Source organism: Microbacterium sp. Z12_35, assembly GCF_058310475.1.
The window spans coordinates 231,237-257,063 of the sequence record NZ_JBZEGJ010000001.1; the positions used below are offsets into that span (position 1 = coordinate 231,237).

Consider the following 25,827-nt stretch of genomic DNA (forward strand, 5'->3'; position numbering starts at 1 on the left):
TGACCTCGCCGCGACTAGACCCAGGTGGGCAGCCAGTTGTGGAGCCGCCAGAAGTCGTACGCCACGGGCAGCCCCGTCCACACCGGATACCAGAACGCTGCGACGAGCGTCACGATGACGAGGAACACCGCGACGATCCGCTGTCCGCTCACTCGTCGGGCGGGGGGCGCCCCCGGCGGAGCGGCGATGTCGCGCAGCGCGAAGGTGAGCGCGAGGATCAGGAACGGGAGCGTGACCACTGTGTAGAACTGGAAGATCGTCCGCTCGGGGTACAGCAGCCACGGCACGTAGGTCGCCGCGATGCCCGTCAGAACGAGCGCGAGGCGCCACTCACGGGTCAGAACGAACCGGACGGCGAGATAGATGACCGCAGCCGCTCCCGCCCACCACACCAGGGGGTTGGGGAGGCTGGAGATCGCCTCGGTGCATCCCGAGGGGAGCCCGCATCCGTTCTCGCCGGCAGCATCCTGGCGCCAGTGCATCGACGTGGGGCGGATGAGGAACGGCCACTGCCAGGCGGGGCTCGCATACCCGTGCGGGGAGCTGAGCCCGACGTGGAAACCGTAGATCGACTGGTGGTAGGCCCACAGGTTCTGCAGGGCCAGCGGCACCCACGCCCACAACCCCGTCGCGGGGGTCGCGTCGACGGCGTGGCGCGAGTAGCCGCCGTCGGTGAGGAGCCACCCCGACCAGGAGGCGATGTACACCACCGCGGCGATCGGCACGAGGAGCAGGAACGACACCGGACCCTGCCGGAGGGCGGCGTCGGCGGGCCACATCCCGATCCCGGCCCGTCGTCGGGCCAGCGCGTCGGTGATCACCACGTACAGGCCGATCACGGCCAGGACGTAGACGCCCGACCACTTCACCGCCGTCGCGGCACCGGCGGCGGCCCCCGCAGCTAGGAGCCACGGCCGAGCCCATAAGACCGGCCCCCACTGCACGGACGACGGCCGATCGTCCTCACGCGCCGCCACGAGCGCGGCGAGCCGTGACAGCGAGCCGCGCCGGTCGAGGACCACGAACCAGAACGCCAGCAGGACGAAGAAGGTGAGGATGCCGTCGAGCAGCGCGATGCGGCTCATCACGATCGCGAGTCCGTCGATGGCGAGGAGGGACGCGGCGACGGTCGCGAACGCGCGTGAGCGGGTCAGCGCGTGCGCGAGGAAGTACAGCACGAGAACGCTCGCGGTGCCGAGCAGCGCCACCGCGAAGCGCCACCCGAACGACGAGTCGGCGCCGAACAACGCCATCCCGGCGCCGATCAGGATGCGGCCGAGCGGGGGATGCACGACGTAGCTGCCGACCGCGGTGAAGATGTCGGTCTCGCCCGCGAGGAAACGAGCGTCGGCGCCCTCGGGCCAGGTCGATGGGTAGCCCAGGTTCCACTGGCTCCAGGCGTCTTTGACGTAGTACGTCTCGTCGAACACGATGCTGTGGGGGTGCCCGAGGCCTGCGAACCGGAGTACCCCCGCCAGGAGCGTCACGAGCAGGGGTGCGAGCCATGAGTACAGTCGTTGCCGCTGTGGATCGGCGACCACACGTGCGCGCCACCGGTCGAACCACGTCGACGCCGATGCGGGAGGCGCATGCTCGGCGGTCGACATCACGGGCCCAGCCTAAGCTGGGCGCGTGATCATCCTGGGTGCGACGCCGATCGGCAACCTCGGCGACGCCTCGCGGCGCCTGGTCGAGGCGCTGTCGTCGGTCGAGATCATCGCGGCCGAAGACACCCGGACGACGCAGCGGCTGCTGGCCGGGCTGGGCGTGGAGAACCGCCCCCGCCTGATCGCGCTGCACGACCACAACGAGAAGGAGCGAGCCGGAGAGGTGATCGCCCTGGCCCGCGACCGCGACGTGCTGGTGCTCAGCGACGCCGGGATGCCGACGGTCAGCGACCCGGGGTACGGCCTGGTCTCCGCCGCCGCCCGAGCCGGCGTGGTCGTGACGGTGCTGCCGGGGCCGAGCGCCGTGCTGACCGCGCTCGCCGTCTCGGGCCTGCCGACCGACCGGTTCGCGTTCGAGGGTTTCCCGCCGCGGAAGCCGGGGGAGCGGCGCACCGCGTTCGCAGCGCTGTCCTCCGAGCCCCGCACGTTGGTGTTCTTCGAGGCGCCGACGCGGCTGGCCGCCACGCTCGCAGACCTCGCCTCCACGTTCGGGTCCGGCCGCCCCGCCGCGGTGTGCCGCGAGCTGACGAAGCTGCACGAGGAGGTCGTGCGGGGCACGCTCGGCGAGCTGGTCGAGTGGGCAGCCGGAGGAGTCCGCGGCGAGATCGTCATCGTCGTGGGCGGTGCGGCACCGCGGGAGACGCCCTTTCCCGACGCCGTGGCGCAGGTGCTCGAACTCCGGGGCACCGGCGCGCGACTGAAGGATGCGGCATCCGAGGTCGCCGCCGTCACCGGGCACTCATCGCGCGAGCTGTACCAGGCCGCACTGGACGCCCGCGGCTGAGCCCCGCCGCTCAGCGAGACTCCACCTGCGCCACCAGACTGCGTACCTCGGCCGCAGTCTCGTGGCGGTCATGCAGTCTCGCGGTTCTCAGGGATCGGGTCCGGTCGGCCGTCATACGCGCGGCCGGACCGGCCCGCGCCCGTAGAATTCTCGGGTGAGCACCGGCCGATCCTTCTACATCACGACGCCGATCTACTACCCGAGCGACGTGCCCCACATCGGCCACGGATATACGACCGTGGCCGTGGACGCGCTCGCGCGCTGGCACCGCCAGTCCGGCGACGACACCTGGATGCTCACCGGCACCGACGAGCACGGCCAGAAGATGATGCGGGCGGCCGCCGCCAACGGTGCCACGCCGCAGGAGTGGGTGGACAAGCTCGTCAGCGAGGCGTGGTTCCCGCTGCTGGAGACGCTCGACGTCGCCAACGACGACTTCATCCGCACCACCCAGCCGCGCCATGAGGAGCGGGTACGCCAGTTCGTGCAGGCGATCTACGACCGCGGCTACATCTACGCCGGCGAGTTCGAAGCGCTGTACTGCGTCGGATGCGAGGAGTTCAAGACGGAGGCGGAGATCGTCGACGGCACCGGGGCCTTCGAGGGCCTCAAGGTGTGCGCGATCCACTCCAAGCCTCTGGAGCTGCTCCAGGAGAAGAACTACTTCTTCAAGCTGAGCGAGTTCCAGGACCGCCTGCTCGAGCTCTACCGCGACGTGCCCGACTTCGTTCGGCCGGAGTCGGCGCGCAACGAGGTCGTCTCCTTCGTGAAGAACGGGTTGAAAGACCTCTCCATCTCGCGCTCGACCTTCGACTGGGGCATCCAGGTGCCCTGGGATGAGTCGCACGTCATCTACGTGTGGGTGGACGCGCTGCTCAATTACGCCACGGCCGTCGGGTACGGGTCCGACCCGGAGCAGTTCGCCGAGCGGTGGCCCGCGTACCACGTGGTGGGGAAGGACATCCTCCGTTTCCACGCCGTCATCTGGCCGGCGATGCTGATGGCCGCGGGTGTCGAGGTGCCGCGCGGCGTTTTCGCGCACGGGTGGCTCCTCGTCGGTGGCGAGAAGATGTCGAAGTCGAAGCTCACCGGTATCGCCCCGACCGAGATCACGGATGTCTTCGGCTCCGACGCGTACCGGTTCTATTTCCTGTCCGCGATCGCGTTCGGCCAGGACGGATCGTTCTCGTGGGAAGACCTGTCCGCCCGATACCAGTCCGAGCTGGCGAACGGGTTCGGCAACCTCGCATCCCGCACGGTCGCGATGATCGAGCGCTACTACCAGGGCATCGTGCCGCCGGCGGGGGAGTACGCCGAAGGCGACCTGCGCATCCAGCGCACCGTGGCGGATGCTGCGGCACGCGCCGACGCGGCGATCGAGCGGTTCCGCATCGATGAGGCCATCTCCGCGGTGTGGACGATCGTCGACGACCTCAACGGCTACATCACCGAGAACGAGCCGTGGGCTCTGGCGAAGGACGACGCTCAGCGCGAGCGGCTCGGCACGGTGCTGTACACCGCCGCCGAGGGACTCCGCGCGCTGGCCGTGCTGCTGTCGCCGGTGATGCCGATCGCGACGGAGAAGCTGTGGGTGGCGCTCGGTGCGGCCGAGACGCTCGGCCGCCTCCCGCACCAGCCGTTGCGCGAGGCCGGCACGTGGGGGCTCCTCCGCCCCGGGACGTCGGTCAACGGCCTCGCCCCGCTCTTCCCCCGCGTCGAACAGCCCGCATGACGGGCGACCCGAGCACGTACGTGCGACGCCGCGAGAAGGGGAGCCGGGATGTCACCTACCCCGAGCTGCCCGAGCCGCTCGCCGTGCCGGTGTACGACAACCACGCGCACCTCGAGATCGAGGACGGCGAGGCGGGGCTGACCCTCGCGGAGCACGTCGAACGGGCGGCCGCCGCGGGCGTGCTCGGCATCGTCCAGGCTGGAGGGGACATCGACTCCTCCCGCTGGTCGGCGGAGGCCGCCGCATCCACGTCGGGCGTGCTGGCGGCCGTCGCCGTCCACCCGAACGAGGCACCGGCATACGAGGCGGCGGGAGAGCTGGATGCGGCGATCGCGGTGATCGACGAACTCGCCGCGCAGCCGCGGGTGCGGGCGATCGGCGAGACCGGCCTCGACTTCTTCCGCACCGGGGAAGACGGCCGACCGGCGCAGTTCCGGTCGTTCGAGGCGCACATCGACCTCGCGAAGAAGTACGGCATCGCGATGCAGATCCATGACCGCGACGCCCACGACGCGGTCCTGGAAACGCTCGACCGGGTCGGCGCGCCCGAGCGGACGGTGTTCCACTGCTTCTCCGGCGACGAGGCGATGGCCCGCATCGCCGCCGACCGCGGCTACTACCTCTCCTTCGCGGGCAACGTGACGTTCAAGAACGCGCAGAACCTCCGCGATGCGCTCGCGGTGACGCCGCGCGAGCGCATCCTCGTGGAGACGGATGCTCCGTTCCTCACGCCCGCGCCGTTCCGCGGTCGCCCCAATGCGCCGTTCCTCGTGCCCGTCACCGTGCGGTTCCTGGCCGCCGAACTCGGCGCCGACCTGGACGAGCTGTGCGCGCAGATCGCGGCGAACACCGTCGAGGTCTACGGCGCGTTCTGATCGCGGCCGCCGTCGGTCATCGATTCCAGCGTGCGCCCTTTCGTCTCACGGACGAACCTGATCACGAAGAAGATCGCCACGAACGCGAAGAAGCTGTACACCCCGTACGCCAGCCCCAGGCCCACCGCGGCCAGCGCCGGGAAGGTCGTGGAGATGATGAAGTTGGCCACCCACTGTGCGGCCGCTGCCACCGACAGGGCGACGGCGCGGATGCGGTTGCTGAACATCTCGCCCAGGAGCACCCACACCACCGGTCCCCAGGACGCGCCGAAGAAGACCACGTAGAGGTTGGCGGCGATGAGCGCGATGGTTCCGGCCGTGCCTTCGAGAACCGGCTGGCCGTCGACGATGGGCGCGGTGGCGAAGACGATGGTGAGCGCCGCGAGGGAGAGGAACTGCCCGATCGCCCCGATGAGGAGGAGGGGCCGGCGGCCCACCTTGTCGATGAGCAGGATCGCGATGATCGTGGTGACGATATTGGTCACGGACGTGATCACGGTGATCGTGAGCGAATCCTGCTCGGTGAATCCCACCGCCTGCCAGAGCGTCGAGGAGTAGTAGAAGATCACGTTGATGCCGGTGAACTGCTGCAGCACCGACAGGCCGATCCCCACCCACACGATGGGCAGGAGTCCGAACGCCGGGCCGTGCAGGATGGCGAAGCGGGGCCGGTCGGGCTTGCCCTGCACCGTCTCGATGATGTCGGTCGTGGTCTTCTCGACGTTGCCGCCCACGAAGCGCGTGAGCACCTCCTTGGCCTTGCTCACCTCGCCGCGAGCGATGAGATACCGGGGCGACTCGGGGATCGTGAGGGCGAGCACGCCGTAGATGACGGCCGGAACGAGTGCCGACAGGAACATCCACCGCCATGCCTCCAGGCCCAGCAGCCACGGGGCTGCGGCGCTGCCCGCCGCAGCCACGATCGCCGCGTCGCCGAGGAGCGCGACGAAGATGCCGGAGACGATGGCCATCTGCTGGAGGGATCCGAGGCGCCCGCGATGCGCCGGAGGGGAGACCTCGGCGATGTAGGCCGGGGCGATCACCGAGGCGATCCCTACCCCGAGGCCGCCCACGATGCGCCAGAACGACAGATCCCAGATCCCGAAGGCGAAGCCGCAGCCCACCGCGCTGATGACGAAGAGGATGGCGGCGACCACCATGATGCGGACGCGCCCGAACCGATCCGCGAGGCGCCCGGCGTACCACGCGCCCACCGCGCACCCGAGGAGCGCTGACGCGACGGAGAACCCGAGCAGGAACGGTCCGGCGTTGAACTGCTCGCCGATCGCGCTGACGGCGCCGTTGATCACGGCGGTGTCGAAGCCGAACAGGAAGCCGCCCAGCGCCGCGGTGGCGGCGACGAGGATGACGCGGGTGATCGGGACGGAGACGTCGGCGCCGGACTGCGGGGATGAACTCATCGGATTCCTCCTTCGTGCCGCAGGGCCGGCCGTGCCGCCCGTGTCCGCCCACCCTGCCGCGAGCCCCACATGCTGTCAAGGGACTGCCGGGCACCTGCGACGGGCACGGCTACAGTGAATCGATGCCTGTTTCCCTCCTCGGTGCGACCGAGATCCGCCGCCTGGCCGCGGAGCTGGATGTCGTACCCACCAAGAAGCTGGGGCAGAACTTCGTGGTGGACGCCAACACCGTGCGCAAGATCGTGCAGGTCGCCGGCGTCACGGCCGATGACCGTGTGGTGGAGATCGGTCCCGGGCTCGGGTCGCTCACCCTCGCGGTGCTGGAGACCGGCGCGAGCGTCGTGGCCGTCGAGATCGACCATCGCCTCGCCGAGCGGCTTCCCGCCACGGCGCGGGAGCGCGGCGTCCCCGAGGGGGCGCTCACCGTCCTCGACGCCGACGCGCTGCGGGTCACCGCGCTGCCGGGAGATCCCGGGGTCCTCGTGGCGAACCTGCCGTACAACGTCTCGGTGCCGGTGCTGCTGCACTTCCTCGAGACATTCCCGGCTCTGAAGCGCGGCGTCGTGATGGTGCAGGCCGAGGTGGGGGAGCGTCTGGCCGCCCCGCCCGGGTCCAAGGTGTACGGCGCTCCGAGTGCGAAAGCCGCGTGGTACGGGCGGTGGCGTCTGGCCGGAACGGTCTCCCGCCAGGTGTTCTGGCCCGTTCCCAACGTCGACTCGGTGCTGGTCGCCTTCGCTCGCTACGCCACGCCTCGCGGCAGCGAAACGGAGCGCCGACGCACCTTCGCGGTCGTGGATGCGGCGTTCCAGCAGCGTCGCAAAATGCTGCGGCAGGCCCTGGCCGGGGTCCTCGGCGGAACATCCGCTGCGGCATCCGCGGTTCTGGAGAGCGCGGGGGTCGCGCCCACCGCCCGCGGGGAGGAGCTCGGCATCGACGATTTCCTCCGCATCGCGCGCGCTCTGCCGACGCCCGATTCCGGCGTTTCATAACCCGGACACGCCCCGTTCACGAAACATGCCGGTAACATTTCTATGCGAAGGGCACACTGGAAGCCAGATCGCCGGACCCGACGGCGCGAAGGGGAGTCATGCGGTACGCCGAGTACCCGAAAGCCGAACGCATTCTGCTCCACCTCAGTGACACGCACCTCCGCGCCTTCGGGTCGCCGCACCTGTACGGCTCGGTCGATGCCGAGGCGAATCTCGCCCGCGCGCTCGACGCGATCGAAGCCTCCGGTGTCCGGCCCGATGCGTTGATCTTCACCGGCGACGTCGCGGACCACGGCGAGCCGGGGGCCTACGCGCGTGCGCGCGCCCTCGTCGAGCCCCTCGCCGAACGGCTGGATGCGAAGGCCATCTGGGTCATGGGAAACCACGACGACCGGACCGCCTTCCGCGCGCATCTCCTTCCCGCCGAGCCCGGCGCCGCAGCATCCGCGCCCGTCGACCGGATGGACGAGCTCGACGGCCTCCGCATCATCACGCTCGACACGAGCGTCCCCGGCTTCCATCACGGGGAGCTCACCGACGCGCAGCTGCGGTGGCTCGCGAATGTCCTGGCCACTCCCGCACCGCTCGGGACGATCCTCGCGCTGCATCACCCGCCCGTGCCGAGCGTGCTCGACCTTGCCGCCTCCGTCGAGCTCCGCGATCAGCCGCGGCTGGCGCAGGTCCTACGCGGCACGGATGTGCGGGCCATCATCGGCGGGCACCTGCACTACTCGACGTTCGCCACCTTCGCGGGCATCCCCGTCTCGGTCGCCTCCGCCACCTGCTACACGCAGGATCTCACCGTCCCCGTCGGGGGAACCCGTCCACGTGACGGCGCACAGGGGTTCAACCTCATCCACGTCTACGACGAGACCATCGTGCATTCGGTGGTGCCCCTGGATGCGGCGGTACCACTGCAGTACGTCGACGCCGAGATGTCGGCGGTGCGACTGCGGGAAGCCGGCGTGGAGGTGCCGGCCGCCCGGGAGGTCACCGACCGGACCGCGCCGCCGACCGCCCCGTTGCCGATCCTGCGCTGACGTCCGCGCGCTCCCAGGGAGCACGCACCGGGAAGGCGCGCTCGAGGCAGGAGCGCAGCGCTCGGATGCGCATCTCCTCGGGGATCTCCGGCACGCTGCCATCGTTGAGGCAGAACATATCGGTGTCGCGGCGGGTGACGAGGCGCTCCATGATGCGGAGGGAATCCAGCTGCGTGGTCTGCACGTACTGCACGCGCGGCTCACGGGTGACCACCGCGCGGCCGGTGAGCAGCGCGTAGTAGTGGTAAAGGCTGTTGGTCACCGAGATGTCGGTGGCGGCACGGAACCGGTTGGCGGCCGTACGCGCATAGTCATCGGCGAACTCCCGCTCCAGTTCGGCCGCGACCGAGCGCCGCATGGGCACCGCGCAGTGCTCCAGGTCGTGGGTGATCACGCGGCCGAAGCGCTCCTGCAGGAGCGCTCGGTTGGTGCGGAGGCCATTGTCGTGACCCGAGCGTCCCGCGTGCGGCACCCCGGTTCCGATCCGCACGCCGCTCTCGACGAAACGGCTCACCCCGCCGCCGCTGAAGAACAGCTCGGGCGCGACCGGCCGGCCGAAGAACATGTCGTCGTTGCTGTAGAGGAAGTGCTCGGCGAGCCCGTCGATCCGGTGCAGCTGCGCCTCGACGGCGTGCGAATTGTGGGTCGGGAGCACCGCCGGGTCGGCGAAGAACTCCTCGCTGCGTACGAGGGTCACGCTCGGGTGCTCGTTCAGCCACGCCGGTCGCGGCGAGTCGGTGGCGATGAAGATACGGCGCACCCACGGCGCGTACATGTGCACGCTGCGCAGGGCATAGCGCAGCTCATCGATCTGGCGGAATCGGGCGGGGGAGTCATCTCCGTCTCCCACGACATAGCCGTCCATCTGCGCCGCGCGCTGGCGCTGGAACTCGGTGGAGGAACCGTCCACCCAGGAGAAGACCATGTCGACGTCGGCCAGCACCTCGTCGGGCTGCGGATCGAACATGCCCGCCACCGTCCGCCACGAGCGCCCGTAACGCTCGGTCTGAACGACCGAGAAGTCTTCGCGCGGCGTGACACGGCGCGTCAGCAAGGTGGGTCGGGGCGCTTCCACGAGCGTCTCCCCGAATCGCCAGAATTCCAGGTGCGGAGCGAGCGAGGAGCCGTAGCGGTAGGCGCCGTTCGAACTCGTGCGGGGACGATAAACCGCGTACGAGGCCACGATTCCCGCCTCCACCACCGCGCCGTGCATCGGGACCGGGCCGTCTCCGCGCGCCTTGAGGTAGAACGGTTCGCCCGCGCGCGCCGACTGCAGCGCCTGCAGGGCCGTCTCGGCCGCTTCCGCGTCGGCGACGAGCTTCGGCCGGCGGTTACTGTCGCGCACGAGCAGCACATCGATCCCCGCGGCCTCGAGGGCCTCGGCGACGTCCCGCAGGTCGTCGGCCAGGGCCTCCGCGGGTGAGACGTCATCGGTCACGAGGTGAAGAACGCCATCCACGAGTCGGATGTCCTCGCGCGCCAGCAGGGCACGCCACGGATCGATCTCGGTGGGGAGGGGAACGAAACGACGCACTGCGCTCTCCTTCCATACATTGCCGGGGGACCTCGCTCGGGAGAGCGCCCACGGTAGAACAGTCCCGTTACGGCGGGATTTCGCTCCGGGGTCGTTCGCAGCCGGGCGTGTCCGCGCTAGGGTCGGAGAGTGACCGACCGACCGCGTTTCCGCCCGGACGTCTCCGACATCCATCGCCCGTACTCCGCTGCCGAAGATCGCTACTCGGCGATGGGCTACCGGCAGGTGGGTACTAGCGGATTGTATCTCCCCCCGGTGTCTCTCGGGCTCTGGTGGAACTTCGGAGACAACATCCCGTTCGACCGGCAGCGGGAGCTCCTTCGCCACGCATTCGACCGGGGCGTCACGCACTTCGACCTGGCGAACAACTACGGCCCGCCGTACGGTTCGGCCGAGACGAACTTCGGGCGGATGATGCGGGAGGACTTCGCGCCCTACCGCGACGAACTGATCGTCTCGTCCAAGGCGGGGTGGGACATGTGGCCGGGTCCCTACGGCGACCTCGGGTCGCGCAAATACATCCTCGCCAGCGCTGAGCAGTCTCTGCGGCGCATGAGCATCGACTACGTCGACATCTTCTACTCCCACCGGCCCGACCCGGTCACCCCGATCGAGGAGACGATCGGGGCACTGGACACCCTGGTGCGCGAGGGCAAGACCCGCTACGTGGGCATTTCGCAGTACGACGAGAAGCAGACCGCCGCCGCGGTGGCCGTCGCCCGGTCGCTGGGAACGCCCCTGGTCATCCATCAGCCGTCGTACTCGATGGTGAATCGCTGGGTGGAGGACGGCCTCACCGGTGTGCTGGCTCAGGAGGGCCTCGGCGCGATCGCTTTCACACCCCTCGCCCAGGGCGTGCTGACGGACAAGTACCTGGGGGATGGACGCGCCCAGCGTGCGCAGCGACGCTCCTCTTTGCCCGAGAACCCGCTCCCGCACGCCGCCATCACCGGCCTTCGCGGGTTGAATCTCATCGCGAAGGAACGCGGGCAGACCCTCGCCCAGATGGCGATCCAGTGGGTGCTGCGCGAGCCGACGGTCACCTCGGCGCTGATCGGGGCGTCGCGCATCGATCAACTGGACGACAACCTCGCCGCAGCGGGCGGACCGGCCTTCGACACGGAGGAGCTGGAGCGCATCGACGCCCTCGTCGAGACGATCGACCTCGATCGCTGGGCGGATTCGGCCCGGTGAGTTTGGCGGCGTCGACCGGCGGCGTGCACGTGCGCGCGCCCGGGAAGATCAACGTCTTCCTCGAGGTGGGCGACGTCCAGGACGACGGATACCACGACGTCGCGACGGCCTACCAGGCCGTGTCGATCTTCGAGGACGTGTGGGCGAGCCCTTCCGACGAGATCACCGTGGAGGTGAGCGGGGACACCGACCTCGACGACGTGCCGACCGACGATCGGAATCTCGCCGTCCGAGCCGCCCGGCTGCTCGCCCGCGCGACCGGCACCGAGGCCGGCGTTCATCTGGAGATCCACAAGTCGGTGCCGGTGGCGGGAGGAATGGGCGGCGGATCGGCGGATGCGGCGGCAGCCCTCGTCGCGTGCGACGCGCTGTGGGGGACCGGGTTGTCCACCGCCGAACTGTTGCGCCTGGCGGCTCGTCTGGGCGCCGACGTGCCGTTCGCGTTGCTGGGCGGCACCGCCGTCGGCACCGGGCGCGGCGACGAGGTCAGCTCGGCGCTGGCCCGAGGACGGTTCGACTGGGTTCTCGTCCCGAGCGCCGAGGGCATGTCCACCCCGGTGGTCTATCGCGAACTGGACGAGCACCGCACCCGCCATCTCGTCGACATCGGTCCCGTCCGGCGGCGCCCGGCCGTGGATCCTGCCGTCCTGCATGCCCTGCGGCAGGGGGACGCGGGGATGCTGGCCGCCACGCTCCGCAACGATCTTCAGGCCCCTGCCCTGCACCTCCGCCCCGATCTCGCCAGCGTGCTGGAGGCAGGAGAACGATCCGGCGCGCTCGCCGGCATCGTGTCGGGGTCGGGGCCGACACTCGCATTTCTCGCCCCGGACGAGGCGACCGCCATCGACCTGCGGATGAGTCTGAGCGCCGCGGGTCTGCGGGCGATGCACGTGCACGGGCCCGTCCCGGGGGCGCGGCTGATCTGAGTCGCGGGAATGAATCCGGTGCCGGATGCGATGACAACAAGGAGCACTCTCGCGCCCCATGTCCGAGGGCTCGGGTAGCGTGACACCCAGCGACGCCCTCGCCGTTCCGGCGAACCCATCCCATCGGGAGGAAGTCCATGAAAGCAGTACTCGACGGCACGGTTCTCGCCGAAGCCGACCGGCAGGATCTGATCTCGATCGAGGGGAACTGGTACTTCCCGCCGCAGAGCGTGCGGGAGGGTGTCCTCGTCGACAGCCCCACCCCTTACACGTGCCCCTGGAAGGGTGCGTGCCAGTACTACACGGTCTCCGTCGGAGACACGAGCCTTCCCGACCGGGCGTGGGCGTACCCGACGCCGAACCCGACCGCGATCGAGCGCGTCGGCAAGGACTTCTCCGGCTACGTCGCCTTCTGGAAGGAAGTCCAGGTCGTCGACTGACGGTCGTCACCCGGGTCCATGATCGAGTTCTCCTCCGTCTCGAAGGTCTTCCCCGATGGCACATGTGCCGTGGAGGACTTCAGTCTCGTGCTGCCCTCACGCCGGACCACCGTGCTCGTGGGGTCGTCCGGGTCGGGGAAGACGACGCTGCTGCGGATGATCAACCGCATGGTCGACCCGACCTCCGGCGTGGTGTCCATCGATGACGAGGACGTCACCGGGCGGCCGCCCGTGGAACTGCGACGCAGCATCGGCTACGTGATGCAGAACTCCGGGCTTCTCCCGCATTTCACCGTGGCGCAGAACATCGCCACGGTTCCGGTGCTGCAGGGGCAGAAGAGCAAAGCGGCCCGCGCCCGCGCGCTCGAGCTGATGGACACGGTGGGTCTTGACCGGGCGATGGCCGATCGATATCCCAGCCAGCTGTCCGGCGGTCAGCAGCAGCGGGTGGGCGTGGCACGAGGGCTGGCAGCCGAACCGAACATCCTGCTCATGGACGAGCCGTTCGGTGCGGTGGACCCCATCGTGCGCGCGGAACTTCAGCAAGAACTGCTGCGGCTGCAGCGCGAGATCGGCAAGACGATCGTGTTCGTCACGCACGATATCGACGAAGCGTTCCTTCTCGGCGACCAGGTGGTGATCCTGGAGGAACGTGCCCGCATCGCGCAGGTGGGAAGTCCCAGCGAAATCATGGAAGACCCCGCCGAGGGCTTCGTCTCGAGCTTCATCGGCGCGGAGACGGGTAAACGCGCCCTGCACCTCAAGCAGACGCCGCGCGGCACGGTCGTCGTGGATGCTGAGGGGCGCACGCAGGGGGCACTCCGGGAGGGCGCGGGCCCGTGATCTGGGTCGCCAACAACCTCGATCTGATCGGTGAGCTCGCGCTCGTCCATCTGCGGCAGAGCGTCCTCGCGATCCTTCTCGGCTTCGTACTGTCCGTGCCGCTCGGCTGGGTGGCGTGGCGTTATCGCCTGGTGCGCAGCGGCGTCATCACCACCACCGGGCTGCTGTACACCGTCCCGTCGATCGCGTTGCTGATCCTGCTGCCCAGCGCGACCGGCTGGTACAGCATCACCAGCGAGATGAATCTCATCGTGGCGCTGACCATCTACGCCGTGGCGATCATCGTCCGCTCCGTCGCCGACGGATTGGACTCCGTCGACCAGGGCGTGCGGCAGGCATCCACCGCGATCGGGTACGGGGCGTTCCGCCGCTTCTGGGCGGTGGACTTCCCCCTGGCGGGCCCCGTGATCCTCGCGGGGGTGCGCGTCTCCGCGGCCAGCACGATCTCCCTCGCGACCGTGGGGATCCTCGTCGGCATCACGAACCTCGGGTATCTCTTCACCAACGGCCTGCAGCGCCGCATCATCCCCGAAGTGCTCGCCGGGGTGGCGGCCGTCGTCGTGCTCGCGCTCGTGGTCGATCTGCTCCTCCTGGTGGCCGGGCGCCTCCTCATGCCGTGGACGCGTCCCCTGTCCACCCCGCGCGTGCGGCGTAGCTCGGCGATCGCGGTCGGGGCCGACGCATGAACCTCTTCCTCGAAGCGCTCGCCTGGCTCTTCTCCGGTGACACCGGGGCCATGGCCTCGATCCCCGTCGCCACCGGAGAACAGCTTGCCTACACGGCGATGTCCGTGCTGGTCGCCGCGGTGATCGCCGTTCCGATCGGCTGGTACATCGGGCACACCGGGCGAGGGCGCGAGGTCGCCGTCGCCGTCTCGGGGGCAGCGCGTGCGATTCCGTCGTTCGGACTGCTGATCCTCCTCACCCTGCTCCTCGGGGTTCTGCACAAGCCGGAGGCGGCGGTGATCACCTTCGTCGTCCTCGCGATCCCCTCTCTCCTGGCGGGTGCCTACACCGGCTTCGAGGCCATCGAGCCACGTGTCCTGGATGCCGGACGGTCGATGGGCATGACACCGTGGCAGATCCTGTGGAAGATCGAGGTGCCCCTCGGACTGCCGCTCCTCGTCGGTGGCCTGCGGGCGGCCACGCTTCAGGTGGTTGCGACCGTGACCATCGCCGCCTATATCGGCCTCGGCGGGCTGGGCGAGTACATTATTTCCGGGCTGCAGCTGCGGCGCCTCGAGGTGATCATCGGAGGCGCCCTCCTGGTTGCGGCACTCGCCCTGCTCCTGGATGCCCTGTTCGCCTGGTTGCAGAACGCCGTGGTGCCGCGCGGAGTCCGGGCGGCGGCATCCGTTTCCGGTGGCGCCACGAAGAAGCTCCGCGGGCGGATCGAACCCGCCGCCCTCGTCACCCGCAGCGGTCCGCATCTGCCCCCCTGACCCCATCGAACCCCATCAAGAAAGAGGAATCACATGTTCACAGGACGTACCCGCAGGGGCCTGGCCGGTGTCGCCGGTGTGGCGGCCGCAGCGCTCGCGCTGGCCGGCTGCGCCTCGAGCAACCCGCTGGAAGACGACAATTCCGCCGGTGGCGAGAACGCCGACGACACCACCATCGTGGTCGGCTCTGCGGCCTACTACTCGAACGAGATCATCGCCGAGATCTACGCGCAGGCGTTGGAGAACGCCGGTTTCGAGGTCGAGCGTCAGTTCCAGATCGGACAGCGCGACGCGTACATCCCCCTCCTCGAGGACGGTTCGGTCAACGTCTTCCCCGAGTACTCGGGGAACCTCCTGCAGTACTTCGACGCCGAGACCGAGGCGCGCACGCCCGACGAGGTCTACGCGGCGCTCCCCGACGCGCTGCCCGAGGGCCTCGAGGTGCTCGAGCAGTCCACCGCAAGTGATCAGGACTCGTACACCGTCACGGCGGACTTCGCCGAGCAGTACGACCTCTCCACGATCGCCGACCTGGCGAACGTCGACGTCCCGCTGACCCTCGGGGGTCCGGCCGAGCTCGCCGAGCGCCCGTACGGCCCGCAGGGGCTCCAATCGACCTACGACGTCGCCGTAGAGTTCTCGGCGACGGGAGACACCACGGTCGAAGATCTCGTGGCCGGCACGGTGAACGTGGCCAACGTGTTCACCGCCGACCCGCGCATCCAGACCGAAGACCTCGTCGTTCTGGATGACCCCGAGGGCCTCTTCCTCGCCTCCAACGTCGTCCCGGTCGTCGGCTCGGATGTCGCAGACGAGGTGGCGGACGTGCTCAACGCCGTCAGCGCCGCCCTGACCCCCGAGGGCCTTGTCGCGTTGAACGTTCAGTCCACCGAGGATGAGCTTTCGCCCGACGAGATCGCGTCGCAGTGGCTCGAGGAGAACGGACTCGTCTGACCGGCGAGATCGTGGAACCGGTGAGGGGATGCTCCGTCTGTCGGAGCATCCCCTCATCCGTGATCGTGGTGGCGTTCACCGCACCCGCTCGGCCGGGTAGACGTCACGGATGTGCTCGAGGAAATGACGACCGATGCTCTCGGCAGCGATGAGCTCCCGGTGCGCCGAGCGAGGCACCGCGAAGTACCGGTAGACATCGCCGCCGGTGAACTCGATCTCCAGGACGGCGAGGGCCGGGTCATATCCGATCGACTCGACCGCCGTGGAATCCACGCGAGCCCGCCTCATGGCCGACAGGCTACGCCCTGCCAGCGGGCCGGGCGTCCGCGGGGCGGGCGCGGCGGGCGGCGGGGCGGGGGTTATTACCTGATTGGCCCGGTGGGCGCGCCGCTGCACGCGACCGTGCTCCTACGGTGAGGCGAGCGTCCGCGCGGACCGGTTCCGCCGCCGCGACCGTACCGAGGAAGGGAACGCGATGCCGCCGCGCGCCGACGACGACCAGATGCACCTGTTCCTGTTCTTCAGCCCCGTCGGCCGGAACAGGTCGAGCTGGCGTCGCCCGGACAGCCAGGTGGAGCTGCTCTACGGTCTGGACGGCGCCAAGAACTCCGTGCAACGGGCAGAGGCGGCGAAGATGGACGCCGTCTTCTTCGCCGATGCGCTGTACTACGGCGACGCCGGCCTCAACCCCGAGATGGGCGGTTACGAGCCACTGACGACAATGGCCGCGCTCAGCGCAGTGACCGAGAACATCGGCCTTGTCGCCACCATTTCGACCACCTTCAGCGAACCGTACAACGTCGCCCGGATGCTGTCCCAGCTGGATCACCTCTCCCACGGCAGGGTGGGGTGGAACGTGGTGACGTCGTACGACGGCGCGCAGAACTTCACGGTTCCGCTGCCGGAGAAGCAGGAGCGGTACCGGCGCGCAGAGGATTACCTGCAGGCGTGCATCGCGGTCTGGGACGCCTGGGAGGACGACGCCGTCGTCATCGATCGGGAGAACGGCGTGTGGGCCGACCCCGCAAAGATCCACCAACCCCACTACCGAGGGCCTTACTACCAGATCCGCGATGCGCTGAGCGTGCCGCGCTCGCCGCAGGGGCGACCCGTGATCGCGCAGGCGGGGCAGTCCGAGGAGGGGATGCGGTTCGCGGCGCGCAATGCCGAGGTCGTGTTCACCGCGCAGGTGGAGAAGGCACCGGCGCAGCGGTCCCGGTCGAAGCTCGAGGAGTTCTCCACGGATGCGGGGCGTGAGCGCATCCCGATCCTCCCCGGTCTGATGCCGGTCATCGGCGATACCCAGGAGGACGCCGAACGGATCCTCGCCGAGCTCGGTGACCTCGTCCAGCCCGACATCGCCCTCGCCACTCTCAGCGGCCTGCTGCTCGGTGCGGAGCTTGCCGACCTCGACCTCGATCAGCCGGTTCCCCCCGATCGCCTCATCGACCCGTCGGTAGCCGCGACTCACCCCAGCCCACTCGCGAGCCGGTACGCCGGCCTGTACCGGATCGTCGTGAACGACAAGCCGACGCTGCGTGAGCTGCTGCGCACGCGAGCCACCTCTTCCGGGCACCAGGTCGTCGTCGGCACGGCGCAGACCGTCGCCGATCGGATGGAGGAGTGGTTCCGCAGCGGCGCGTGCGACGGGTTCACGCTCACCCCGTCATATCTGCCGGAAGGGCTGGACCGGATCTGCGACGACCTCATCCCGGAACTGCAGGCGCGGGGACTGTTCCGACGCGAGTACCCGGGCACGACGCTCCGGGACACGCTCGGGCTCACCCGGCCCGCCACCCCCTGAGCCCACGGCGAGAATTCGCCCCGAGGATTCGCCGTAGCCTGGGACGGATGGCACATCTCCTTGGGGCCGAGGCCCTGCACCTGGAATACCCGACAACCGTCGTCTTCGACTCGGTGTCTCTCGGCGTGAACGAGGGCGACCGCATCGGCATCGTTGGACGCAATGGCGACGGCAAGTCGAGCCTGCTCGCGATGCTCGCCGGGCGGATGGAACCCGACTCGGGCCGCGTGACCGTCCGCGGTGGTGTGCAGATCGGGGTCCTCGATCAGGGCGACACGCTGGCAGACGACGACACGATCGGCGCTGCGGTGGTCGGCGACCGTCCCGAGCACGAGTGGGCCGGTGATCCGCGCGTCCGCGACGTCATCGCAGGCCTCCTGGGCGACCTCGCGTGGGACGCCGTGCTCGGAACCCTGTCCGGCGGCCAGCGCCGTCGCGTCGCCCTCGCCCGCTTGCTCGTCGGTGACTGGGACGTGCTGTTCCTGGACGAGCCGACCAACCACCTCGACGTCGAGGGGATCACGTGGCTCGCCGAGCATCTGAAGCGCCGGTGGGCGCCGAACGCCGGCGGGCTGCTCGTCGTCACCCACGACCGGTGGTTCCTGGATGAGGTGTGCACGGTCACGTGGGAGGTCCACGACCGCATCGTCGAGCCGTTCGAAGGCGGATACGCCGCCTACATCCTCCAGCGCGTCGAACGCGACCGTCAGGCCGCCTCCATAGAAGCACGACGGCAGAACCTCGCCCGCAAGGAGCTCGCCTGGCTCCGCCGTGGAGCTCCTGCCCGGACCGCGAAGCCGAAGTTCCGCATCGACGCCGCCAACGCGCTCATCGCCGACGTTCCCGAGCTCCGCGATCCGGTCGCCCTGCAGTCCCTCGCCGTCTCCCGCCTGGGCAAGGATGTCGTCGACCTGCTGGATGTGTCGGTGGCCTACCCGTCGCCAGGCTCGGAGACCGGGACGCGGGAGGTGCTGCACGGTATCGAGTGGCGCATCGCGCCGGGGGAGCGCACCGGAATCCTCGGCGTGAACGGGGCGGGCAAGTCGACCCTGCTCGGACTCATCGACGGCTCGGTGACGCCGACGGCGGGCCGCGTCAAGCGCGGGAAGACCGTGCGCGTCGCCACCCTCACCCAGCGCCTCGACGAGCTCGTCGAGCACCTCGACGACCCCGTCCGGGTGGTGGTGGCCGAACTCCGCACGAGCTACACGTTCGGCGCCGGCTCCAAGGCGCAAGAACTCACGCCGGGGCAGCTGCTGGAGCGGCTCGGGTTCTCCAGTGCGCAGCTGTCCACCCCGGTCAAAGACCTCTCGGGCGGGCAGCGGCGGCGCCTCCAGTTGCTGCTGATCCTCCTCGACCAGCCGAACGTGCTCATCCTCGACGAGCCGACCAACGACCTCGACACCGACATGCTGGCGGCCATGGAAGACCTCCTCGACTCGTGGCCGGGCACCCTCCTCGTGGTCTCGCACGACCGGTACTTCCTCGAGCGCGTCACCGACCAGCAGTACGGCATCTTCGACGGGCGTCTCCGCCACCTTCCCGGCGGTGTCGACGAATACCTCCGACTGCGGCGGATGCAGCCGGAGACGGCCCGCGCGGGTGCGGGAAGCACCCCCGCTTCGGCAGGACTGTCGGGATCCGACCTGCGCGCCGCGCAGAAGGAGACCGCAGCCCTCGAGCGACGTATCTCGAAGCTCGAGAAGGAGATCGACACCGCCCGGGCCGCCCTCGTCGACCACGACCAGGCCGATTATGTGGGTCTCGGAGCGGAGATGCAGCGGATCAGCGCGCTCGAGGCCGAGCGCGACGACCTCGAGCTGCGGTGGTACGAACTCGGCGAGTCTCTCGGGTGACCGACAACCGCCGAAGCGAGGCGATCTGCCGAGCCGAGGGGGGAGAGGCCTGTTCTCGTCCTCGGTCGGGCAGATCTCCTCGCCTCGGGCGCCGGATGCTCGCCGAGCCGAGCCGGGCGGGATCAGGCGTCGAAGCCCAGGCTGAGCTTGCGCAGAAGGTTGGCGAGACGCTCGCGGTCGCTGCGGGACAGCGCGTCGAGGAGGAGGGCTTCGGCGTCGACGAGGCGGGTGATCGCCGCATCCACGCGGGTCCGCCCGTCGGGAGTGAGGGTGACCAGGATGCTCCGGCCGTCACCCGGGTCGGCCTCGCGCCGCACGAGGCGACGGCCGACCAGTCGGTCGATGCGGTTGGTCATCGTGCCGCTGGAGACGAGGGTCTGCTGCAGCAGCTGCTTCGGGCTCAGCTGGAAGGGCTCGCCCGCCCGCCGCAGTGCCGAGAGCACGTCCCACTCCCACGGCTCCAGGTCGCTCCGGCGGAACGCCTCTTTCCGCGCCCGGTCGAGGTGGCGCGACAGGCGGTCGACGCGCGAGAGCACCTCGAGGGGCGAGAAGTCCAGGTCGGGGCGCTGCCGGATCCACGCGACGACGATGCGGTCGACCTCGTCGCTCTCGTGGCTCACGGTCCCATTATCCGCTTCGCGCGCTGCCCGTGCCCCGGGGCTGTCGTCCAGCCCCATCTGGCAGACTGAAACGGCGCCGGTGGCGCGGTCCGCCGTGGTGTAACGGCAGCACGACAGCCTTTGGAGCTGTTAGGACCAGGTTCGAATCCTGGCGGCGGAGCATGACGAACGAACTGGCCATTGTGGTTCTCGCTGCCGGGCAGGGCACACGGATGCGTTCGCGCCTGCCGAAGGTGCTGCATCCCCTGGGCGGGCGCCCCCTCGTGGCGCACGTGCTGGACGCCGCCGCCTTGCTCGACCCTGTGCGCATCGAGGTCGTCGTGCGCCACGAGCGCGACCGCGTGGTCCGGACGCTCACCGCCCTCACCACCGACGTGCACATCGTCGACCAGGATGAGATCCCCGGCACGGGCCGCGCCGTGCAGGTGGCGCTGGATGACCTCGGCGACTTCGCCGGCGACATCCTCGTGCTCAGCGGTGACGTGCCGCTCCTGGAAGCGGCCACCCTCGCCGACCTCGTCACAGCGCACCGCTCGTCCGGGGCCGCCGCGACCGTGCTCAGCGCGCGGGTGGCCGATCCGAGCGGCTACGGCCGCGTCATCCGCGACGCCTCCGGCGGCGTGGAGCGGATCGTCGAGCAGAAGGACGCCACCGCGGACGAAGCCGCCGTCACCGAGATCAACGTCGGGGTGTACGTCTTCCAGGCCGCGCCGCTGCGGAGCCACCTGGAACTGGTGGGCTCGGCCAACGCGCAGGGAGAGCGCTACCTCACCGACGTCATCCGTCTCCTCCGCGACTCCCGCCACGTCGTCACCGCCACCGAGGCGCCGGACGCGACCGCGGCGCTCGGCGTCAACGACCGGGTTCAGCTGGCGGAAGCCGCGCGCACGCTGAATGCCCGCATCGTCCGGCGCTGGCAGCTGGAGGGCGTCACCGTGCAGGATCCCGCGACGACGTGGATCGAGGACACCGCCACCCTCGCGCCGGATGTGACGATCCTGCCGAACACGCACATCCTGGGTGCGACCGCCGTCGCCGCCGGCGCGACGATCGGGCCCGACACGAGCCTCGTGGATTGCGAAGTGGGGGAGGATGCCGTCGTCCGCCGCACCGATGCGACCCTCGCTGTGATCGGCGCGCGGGCGACCGTGGGCCCGTTCGCCTTTCTCCGCCCCAACACCACACTGGCCGAGGGGGGCAAGATCGGCACGTTCGTGGAGACGAAGAATTCCACGATCGGCGAGGGCAGCAAGGTGCCGCATCTGTCCTACATCGGCGACACGACCGTCGGTCGCAACGTCAACCTCGGCGCCGGGACCATCACGGCCAACTACGACGATCTGACCAAGCACCGCACCGAGATCGGCGACGAGGTGCACTCCGGCTCGCACAACGTGTTCGTGGCGCCGGTTAGGATCGGAGAAGGCGCCAAAACCGGGGCCGGCGCGGTGGTCCGCAAGGACGTGCCCCCCGGTGCTCTGGCGCTGAGCGTCGCGCCCCAGCGCAACGTCGAGGGATGGGTCGAAAACAACCGACCGGGCACGGGCGCGGCGCGAGTCGCCGCGCAGGCCCGGTCTGCACAGGAAGCTGGCGATGGGCCGCAAGAAGAAGACGGTTGACCTCGATCGGGACAACGGCATCGCCCCCGGTTTGGTCGCCAAGACGAAGAAGCGCCTCGTCGTCGCAGCCGGTCGTTCCCACCCCGAGCTCGCCGCTCAGGTGGCCGCGCACCTCGGCACCGAACTCGCCCCCACCGAGCACCGCACGTTCGCGTCGGGGGAGATCTACACGCGCTTCGAGGTCTCGATCCGAGGATGCGACGTCTTCGTCATCCAGTCGTTCGGCCCGCCGGTCAACGAGTGGCTGATGGAGCTGCTGATCATGCTCGACGCGCTCAAGCGCGCCTCTGCCAAGCGCATCACCGTGGTGGCGCCGTACTTCCCCTACTCGCGACAGGACAAGAAGGGCCGCGGACGCGAGCCGATCAGCGCCCGCCTCGTCACCGACCTGCTGACCACCGCGGGCGCGGACCGCATCATGAGCGTCGACCTGCACGCGGCGCAGATCCAGGGATTCTTCGACGGTCCGGTCGACCACCTCTTCGCCAAGCCCGTGCTCCTGGATTACTTCCGCGAGCACCTCAGCCCGGAAGACCGTGAGACGCTCACCGTCGTCTCGCCCGACATGGGGCGCGTCCGCGTCGCAGACACCTGGTCCGACAGCCTCGGCGCCCCGCTGGCGATCATCCACAAGCGCCGCGACCCGAAGGTCGCCAACCAGGTCACCGTGCACGAGATCGTCGGTGCGGTGGCCGGCCGCACCTGCCTGCTGGTGGACGACATGATCGACACCGGCGGCACGATCGTGAAGGCCGCGCAGGCCCTCAAGGCCGCCGGCGCGCGCAAGGTCATCGTCGCCGCGACCCACGCGATCTTCAGCCCGCCTGCCACGGTGCGGCTGCAGGACGAGGCGATCGACCTGGTCGTGGTCACCGACACCGTCCCGATCCCCGCGGACGAGCGGTTCGAGGGTCTGATGGTGCTGCCCATCGCGCCGCTCCTGGCCCGCGCCATCCGCGAGGTCTTCGAGGACGGCTCGGTCACGAGCATGTTCGGCGGCGAAGCCTGAGATCGTTCCTCGCGAGGCCCGTCGGGAACGGAATTCTGCGAAGAGTGGGCAACGGGTGAACCGCGAGCCGGGGCGCGTCGTGTCACCGGTGTGGCCATCCGGTCACGAGGCCCTGCACGAGCAATCGCCTTTGGAGGACGCTGTGATCCGTACCATCCCCCTACCCCGTTCCATCCGTGCCGCCGCAGCCTTCGTCGGCGTCGCGGGGGTCGTGACCCTCGCTGGATGCTCCGGCCCTGCCGAAGCGGAACCGCAGACCGTCGACGAGACGACGCAGAGCGAGGCCGGCTCGGGCGAGGCCGGCGCGGGCGCCTACGCCGACGGGACGTACAGCGCCGAGGGCAGCTACCGGACACCCGAGACGACCGAGTCCCTCGACGTCACGATCACCCTGGAAGGCGACGTCGTCACCGCCGTCGAGGTGACCGGTGACCCGCAGGCGCCCCAGTCGGAGCAGTACCAGGGCCGGTTCATCGGCGGCATCTCGGACGAGGTCGTCGGGAAGAACATCGACGAGCTCTCCGTCAGCCGCGTGGCCGGGTCCTCCCTCACCAGTGGCGGATTCAACGAGGCGCTCGAGGCCATCAAGGCCGACGCCGCGGCCTGATCGCATGACCGCATCCACCACCACGCGCGCCGCTTGGTTCTTCGATGCGATCGGAACGCGGTGGCACGTCGCGACCGACGCCCCACTGGGGGCCGCGGTGGTCGCGCGCGTCCAGGCGGTCGTGTCGGAGTTCGATCGGGTCTGGTCGCGCTTCCGCGACGACTCGGTCGTCACCGCACTCGGCCGGAACGGAGGCACCGTCCCGGCGCCGCCCGACGCCGCGGAAATGCTCGACGTGTACGCCGAACTCGATGCCGCCACCGGCGGCGCCGTCAATCCGCTCGTGGGCGAATCGCTCGCCCGGCTCGGCTACGACGCCCGTTACTCCCTCGTGGCGGGTGATCCACGCCGGGCGCCGGCGGACTGGCGCGAGCGGCTGACCTGGTCGCGCGGGCAGCTCGCCCTCGATGCCCCCGCGGTGATCGACGTCGGAGCGCTGGGCAAGGGGCGTCTCGTCGACCTGGTCCTCGCGGTGATCGTCGAATCGGGCGCGAGCGATGCGGTGGTGGATGCCTCGGGCGATATGGCCGTGCGGGGAGCACCGCAGCGCGTCGGTCTGGAGCATCCCTTCGACGCCCGCCGGGCGATCGGGGTGATCGAGGTGGAGGACGCCGCCCTGTGCGCCTCGGGCACCGCGCGCCGCGCGTGGGGCGACGGTCTGCACCACGTGCTCGACGCCCGGACGGGCACTCCCGTGCAGGCGTTCGCCGCCACGTGGGCCGTGGCGTCGACCGCGATGCGGGCCGACGCGCTCGCCACCGCGCTGTTCTTCGAGGGCGGCCCCGAGCTGGCCGCAGCGTGGGACGCGCAGTGGGTGCGCATGCGCACCGACGGGCGCGTGGAGTGGTCGCCGGGATGCACGGCGGAGCTGTTCCTGTGATCGGCGCGGTGACGGCGGGCTGGACCCGCGTTCTGGGGCTCCTCGGCCGGGTGTCGATGTACCGGCTGGTGCTGCTGTCGCTGGCCTCGCTGGCGGTCGTGTCGCTCGTGCTGTCGCTGCTGGGGCTCATCGGACCGCGCCCGCTCGACCTTCTCGTCACCGCGGGGGTGCTGGCGGCCGTGTGCGTGCTGGTCGACCTGGGCATGCAGAGCATGCTCCGGCTGCCGCGACGGGTGGAGTCCTCGCTGATCACCGCCGGAATCCTGCTGTTCGTGCTGTTCCCGACGACCGACCCGCTCGGCCTCGCCGGCATCGCCCTGGCCGGCGCCGCCGCATCCCTGTCGAAGTACCTTCTCGTGTGGCGCGGCCGGCACGTCTTCAACCCCGCCGCTGTCGGTGCCGCCGTGCTGACTCTCGTCGGGATCGGAATACCGGCCCTGGGCGCCTCGGCGTGGTGGGTGGGCACCCCGACGCTGGCCGCCCCCGTTCTCGTCCTCGGTATCGCGATCCTGTGGCGCACCGAGAAGATGCGCATGGTCGCCGGCTTCTGGGTGATCGCCGCGGGGGTGGCGTTCCTGCGTGCCGTGGCCCAGGACACCGCAGCCGGCTTCGAGGTGGATGCGGGGGCCATCGCTGTACAGGTCGCATTCTCGTCGCCGTACCTGTTCCTCGGGGCCTTCCTGCTCTCGGAGCCGCTGACCCTGCCCCCGCGGCGGTGGCAGCAGTTCGCCGTCGCGGCAGTGGTCGGCGTCCTGGCCGGGTGGCCGCTCAATCTCGGCGTCTTCACCCTGGGGCAGGAGTTCGCCCTGCTCGTGGGCAATCTCGTGGCGTTCCTCTTCGCCCGGCGAAGCGGGGTCCGGTTCGTCGTGGAGGGACGGCGCGAGGTCACCCCGACGGTGCGGGAACTGACGTTCCGCACACAGCGTCCGTTCGCGTTCCGCCCGGGGCAGTACCTCGAACTCGACGTGCCGCACCGGCGGCCGGATGCCCGGGGAACGCGCCGGGAGTTCTCCATCCTCTCCGATCCCGCCGACCTGCCCACCGTGCGGATCGCCTACAAGGACGGCTCGCACTCCAGTTTCAAGCGTGCTCTGGCCGAGGTGCCCCCCGGAACGACGCTCGCCGTCTCGGGCATCTGGGGCGACTTCCTGCTGCCGACGCGCACCACCGCCCCGCTGCTCTTCGTGGCAGCGGGGATCGGAGTGACGCCATTCGTGTCGCACCTGCGCCATCTCGCCGCAGCCGACCAGGATCGCGACATCGTCCTGATCTACGTGGCCTCGGATGCTTCGGAGTTGGCCTTCCGCGACGAGATCGCCCGCGCGGGCATCCCCGTCATCGTCTTCACTCGCAACGAACCGGCCGATCTGCCGGCCTCTTGGCGGTGGGCGGGCCGTGGCGTGCGCCTGGACGCGGATGGGCTGATGCGGATGGTGCCCGACCTCTCCTCGCGGCACGCCTACATCTCCGGGCCGCCGGCACTCATCGCGGATCTCGCCCCGGCTCTGGAGCGCGCGCGGTCGCTCACGACCGACGCGTTCTCCGGCTACTGACCCGTCGACTCGCCAGCAATCGTCTGGTCTGAGCTCATT

24 protein-coding genes and 1 tRNA gene are annotated in these 25,827 nt (G+C 69.8%); 20 read left to right on the forward strand and 5 right to left on the reverse strand.

Annotation, left to right across the window (positions count from 1 at the left end):
• Window positions 1–14: 14 nt before the first annotated feature.
• A complete protein-coding gene (locus tag AC4FS1_RS01195) occupies window positions 15–1,607 on the reverse strand; it encodes a dolichyl-phosphate-mannose--protein mannosyltransferase (protein WP_491155615.1) in 1,593 nt (530 codons plus the stop codon).
• 25 nt (window positions 1,608–1,632) lie between these two features.
• Here AC4FS1_RS01195 and rsmI point away from each other — a divergent pair, with 25 nt between their 5' ends.
• From rsmI to AC4FS1_RS01210, 3 genes are all read left to right on the forward strand, one after another.
• A complete protein-coding gene (rsmI, locus tag AC4FS1_RS01200) occupies window positions 1,633–2,451 on the forward strand; it encodes a 16S rRNA (cytidine(1402)-2'-O)-methyltransferase (protein WP_491151941.1) in 819 nt (272 codons plus the stop codon).
• Window positions 2,452–2,605: 154 nt separating this feature from the next.
• On the forward strand, window positions 2,606–4,183 hold the full coding sequence (gene metG / locus AC4FS1_RS01205; RefSeq protein WP_491151943.1) for a methionine--tRNA ligase: 1,578 nt from the start codon (window positions 2,606–2,608) through the stop codon (window positions 4,181–4,183).
• Window positions 4,180–5,058 (forward strand): TatD family hydrolase, encoded by an 879-nt coding sequence (locus AC4FS1_RS01210; protein WP_491151944.1) that lies wholly within the window; start codon window positions 4,180–4,182, stop codon window positions 5,056–5,058. The genes metG and AC4FS1_RS01210 overlap by 4 nt, the downstream gene beginning before the upstream one ends.
• On the opposite strand, the gene AC4FS1_RS01215 is transcribed toward AC4FS1_RS01210, so the two are convergent.
• Entirely contained in the window at window positions 5,043–6,479 is a 1,437-nt protein-coding gene (locus AC4FS1_RS01215) for a sugar porter family MFS transporter (protein WP_491151946.1), read from the reverse strand. The two genes, AC4FS1_RS01210 and AC4FS1_RS01215, sit on opposite strands and share 16 nt — an antisense overlap.
• Before the next feature lie 122 nt (window positions 6,480–6,601).
• Here AC4FS1_RS01215 and rsmA point away from each other — a divergent pair, with 122 nt between their 5' ends.
• Together rsmA and AC4FS1_RS01225 are read left to right on the forward strand one after the other, a co-directional pair.
• Window positions 6,602–7,468: a 16S rRNA (adenine(1518)-N(6)/adenine(1519)-N(6))-dimethyltransferase RsmA gene (gene rsmA / locus AC4FS1_RS01220; protein ID WP_491151948.1), complete on the forward strand. Its 867-nt coding sequence runs from the start codon at window positions 6,602–6,604 to the stop codon at window positions 7,466–7,468.
• 98 nt (window positions 7,469–7,566) lie between these two features.
• Window positions 7,567–8,508, forward strand: a complete 942-nt coding sequence (locus tag AC4FS1_RS01225; RefSeq protein ID WP_491151950.1) for a phosphodiesterase — start codon at window positions 7,567–7,569, stop codon at window positions 8,506–8,508.
• On the opposite strand, the gene AC4FS1_RS01230 is transcribed toward AC4FS1_RS01225, so the two are convergent.
• On the reverse strand, window positions 8,459–10,042 hold the full coding sequence (locus AC4FS1_RS01230; RefSeq protein ID WP_491151952.1) for a stealth conserved region 3 domain-containing protein: 1,584 nt from the start codon (window positions 10,040–10,042) through the stop codon (window positions 8,459–8,461). The genes AC4FS1_RS01225 and AC4FS1_RS01230 overlap by 50 nt on opposite strands.
• 129 nt (window positions 10,043–10,171) lie before the next feature.
• Here AC4FS1_RS01230 and AC4FS1_RS01235 point away from each other — a divergent pair, with 129 nt between their 5' ends.
• The 7 genes from AC4FS1_RS01235 (at window position 10,172) to AC4FS1_RS01265 (ending at window position 15,840) form a co-directional block, all read left to right on the forward strand.
• The gene (locus AC4FS1_RS01235) at window positions 10,172–11,236 is read left to right on the forward strand and encodes an aldo/keto reductase (protein ID WP_491151953.1); all 1,065 of its coding nucleotides are present in this window, start codon (window positions 10,172–10,174) and stop codon (window positions 11,234–11,236) included.
• Window positions 11,233–12,162 carry a 4-(cytidine 5'-diphospho)-2-C-methyl-D-erythritol kinase gene (locus AC4FS1_RS01240; protein ID WP_491151954.1) on the forward strand — a complete coding sequence of 310 codons (930 nt, stop codon included), beginning with the start codon at window positions 11,233–11,235 and terminating at the stop codon, window positions 12,160–12,162. The genes AC4FS1_RS01235 and AC4FS1_RS01240 overlap by 4 nt, the downstream gene beginning before the upstream one ends.
• Before the next feature lie 137 nt (window positions 12,163–12,299).
• Window positions 12,300–12,602, forward strand: coding sequence for a DUF427 domain-containing protein (locus tag AC4FS1_RS01245; protein ID WP_491151956.1), 303 nt, complete (start codon window positions 12,300–12,302; stop codon window positions 12,600–12,602).
• 18 nt (window positions 12,603–12,620) lie between these two features.
• The gene (locus AC4FS1_RS01250) at window positions 12,621–13,445 is read left to right on the forward strand and encodes an ABC transporter ATP-binding protein (RefSeq protein ID WP_491151958.1); all 825 of its coding nucleotides are present in this window, start codon (window positions 12,621–12,623) and stop codon (window positions 13,443–13,445) included.
• Window positions 13,442–14,131, forward strand: coding sequence for an ABC transporter permease (locus AC4FS1_RS01255; protein ID WP_491151960.1), 690 nt, complete (start codon window positions 13,442–13,444; stop codon window positions 14,129–14,131). Before AC4FS1_RS01250 ends, AC4FS1_RS01255 begins: the two co-directional genes overlap by 4 nt.
• Window positions 14,128–14,886 (forward strand): ABC transporter permease, encoded by a 759-nt coding sequence (locus tag AC4FS1_RS01260; protein WP_491151962.1) that lies wholly within the window; start codon window positions 14,128–14,130, stop codon window positions 14,884–14,886. Before AC4FS1_RS01255 ends, AC4FS1_RS01260 begins: the two co-directional genes overlap by 4 nt.
• A gap of 33 nt (window positions 14,887–14,919) precedes the next feature.
• Complete coding sequence (locus tag AC4FS1_RS01265) at window positions 14,920–15,840, forward strand: ABC transporter substrate-binding protein (protein WP_491151964.1); 921 nt, start codon at window positions 14,920–14,922, stop codon at window positions 15,838–15,840.
• A 75-nt stretch (window positions 15,841–15,915) separates the two neighbouring features.
• Here the strand turns inward: AC4FS1_RS01265 and AC4FS1_RS01270 are convergent, their stop codons facing one another.
• The gene (locus AC4FS1_RS01270) at window positions 15,916–16,128 is read right to left on the reverse strand and encodes a KTSC domain-containing protein (protein WP_491151966.1); all 213 of its coding nucleotides are present in this window, start codon (window positions 16,126–16,128) and stop codon (window positions 15,916–15,918) included.
• Between the two features lie 187 nt (window positions 16,129–16,315).
• On the opposite strand from AC4FS1_RS01270, the gene AC4FS1_RS01275 reads away from it, so the two are divergent.
• A complete protein-coding gene (locus AC4FS1_RS01275; protein ID WP_491151968.1) occupies window positions 16,316–17,644 on the forward strand; it encodes an NtaA/DmoA family FMN-dependent monooxygenase in 1,329 nt (442 codons plus the stop codon).
• Between the two features lie 47 nt (window positions 17,645–17,691).
• On the forward strand, window positions 17,692–19,500 hold the full coding sequence (locus tag AC4FS1_RS01280; RefSeq protein WP_491151970.1) for an ABC-F family ATP-binding cassette domain-containing protein: 1,809 nt from the start codon (window positions 17,692–17,694) through the stop codon (window positions 19,498–19,500).
• Window positions 19,501–19,622: 122 nt separating this feature from the next.
• Here AC4FS1_RS01280 and AC4FS1_RS01285 read toward each other — a convergent pair whose 3' ends face one another.
• Window positions 19,623–20,120, reverse strand: a complete 498-nt coding sequence (locus tag AC4FS1_RS01285; protein ID WP_491151972.1) for a MarR family winged helix-turn-helix transcriptional regulator — start codon at window positions 20,118–20,120, stop codon at window positions 19,623–19,625.
• A gap of 88 nt (window positions 20,121–20,208) precedes the next feature.
• On the opposite strand from AC4FS1_RS01285, the gene AC4FS1_RS01290 reads away from it, so the two are divergent.
• The 6 genes from AC4FS1_RS01290 to AC4FS1_RS01315 all read left to right on the forward strand — a co-directional run bounded on the left by AC4FS1_RS01290 (window position 20,209) and on the right by AC4FS1_RS01315 (window position 25,788).
• Window positions 20,209–20,280, forward strand: a tRNA-Gln gene (locus AC4FS1_RS01290).
• A 1-nt stretch (window position 20,281) separates the two neighbouring features.
• Window positions 20,282–21,739 (forward strand): bifunctional UDP-N-acetylglucosamine diphosphorylase/glucosamine-1-phosphate N-acetyltransferase GlmU, encoded by a 1,458-nt coding sequence (glmU, locus tag AC4FS1_RS01295; protein WP_491151974.1) that lies wholly within the window; start codon window positions 20,282–20,284, stop codon window positions 21,737–21,739.
• Entirely contained in the window at window positions 21,714–22,748 is a 1,035-nt protein-coding gene (locus AC4FS1_RS01300; protein WP_491151976.1) for a ribose-phosphate diphosphokinase, read from the forward strand. Before glmU ends, AC4FS1_RS01300 begins: the two co-directional genes overlap by 26 nt.
• A 142-nt stretch (window positions 22,749–22,890) precedes the next feature.
• Window positions 22,891–23,355: an FMN-binding protein gene (locus tag AC4FS1_RS01305; RefSeq protein ID WP_491151977.1), complete on the forward strand. Its 465-nt coding sequence runs from the start codon at window positions 22,891–22,893 to the stop codon at window positions 23,353–23,355.
• A gap of 4 nt (window positions 23,356–23,359) precedes the next feature.
• A complete protein-coding gene (locus tag AC4FS1_RS01310; RefSeq protein WP_491151979.1) occupies window positions 23,360–24,235 on the forward strand; it encodes an FAD:protein FMN transferase in 876 nt (291 codons plus the stop codon).
• Window positions 24,211–25,788 (forward strand): FAD-dependent oxidoreductase, encoded by a 1,578-nt coding sequence (locus tag AC4FS1_RS01315; protein ID WP_491151981.1) that lies wholly within the window; start codon window positions 24,211–24,213, stop codon window positions 25,786–25,788. Before AC4FS1_RS01310 ends, AC4FS1_RS01315 begins: the two co-directional genes overlap by 25 nt.
• Window positions 25,789–25,827 lie beyond the last annotated feature (39 nt).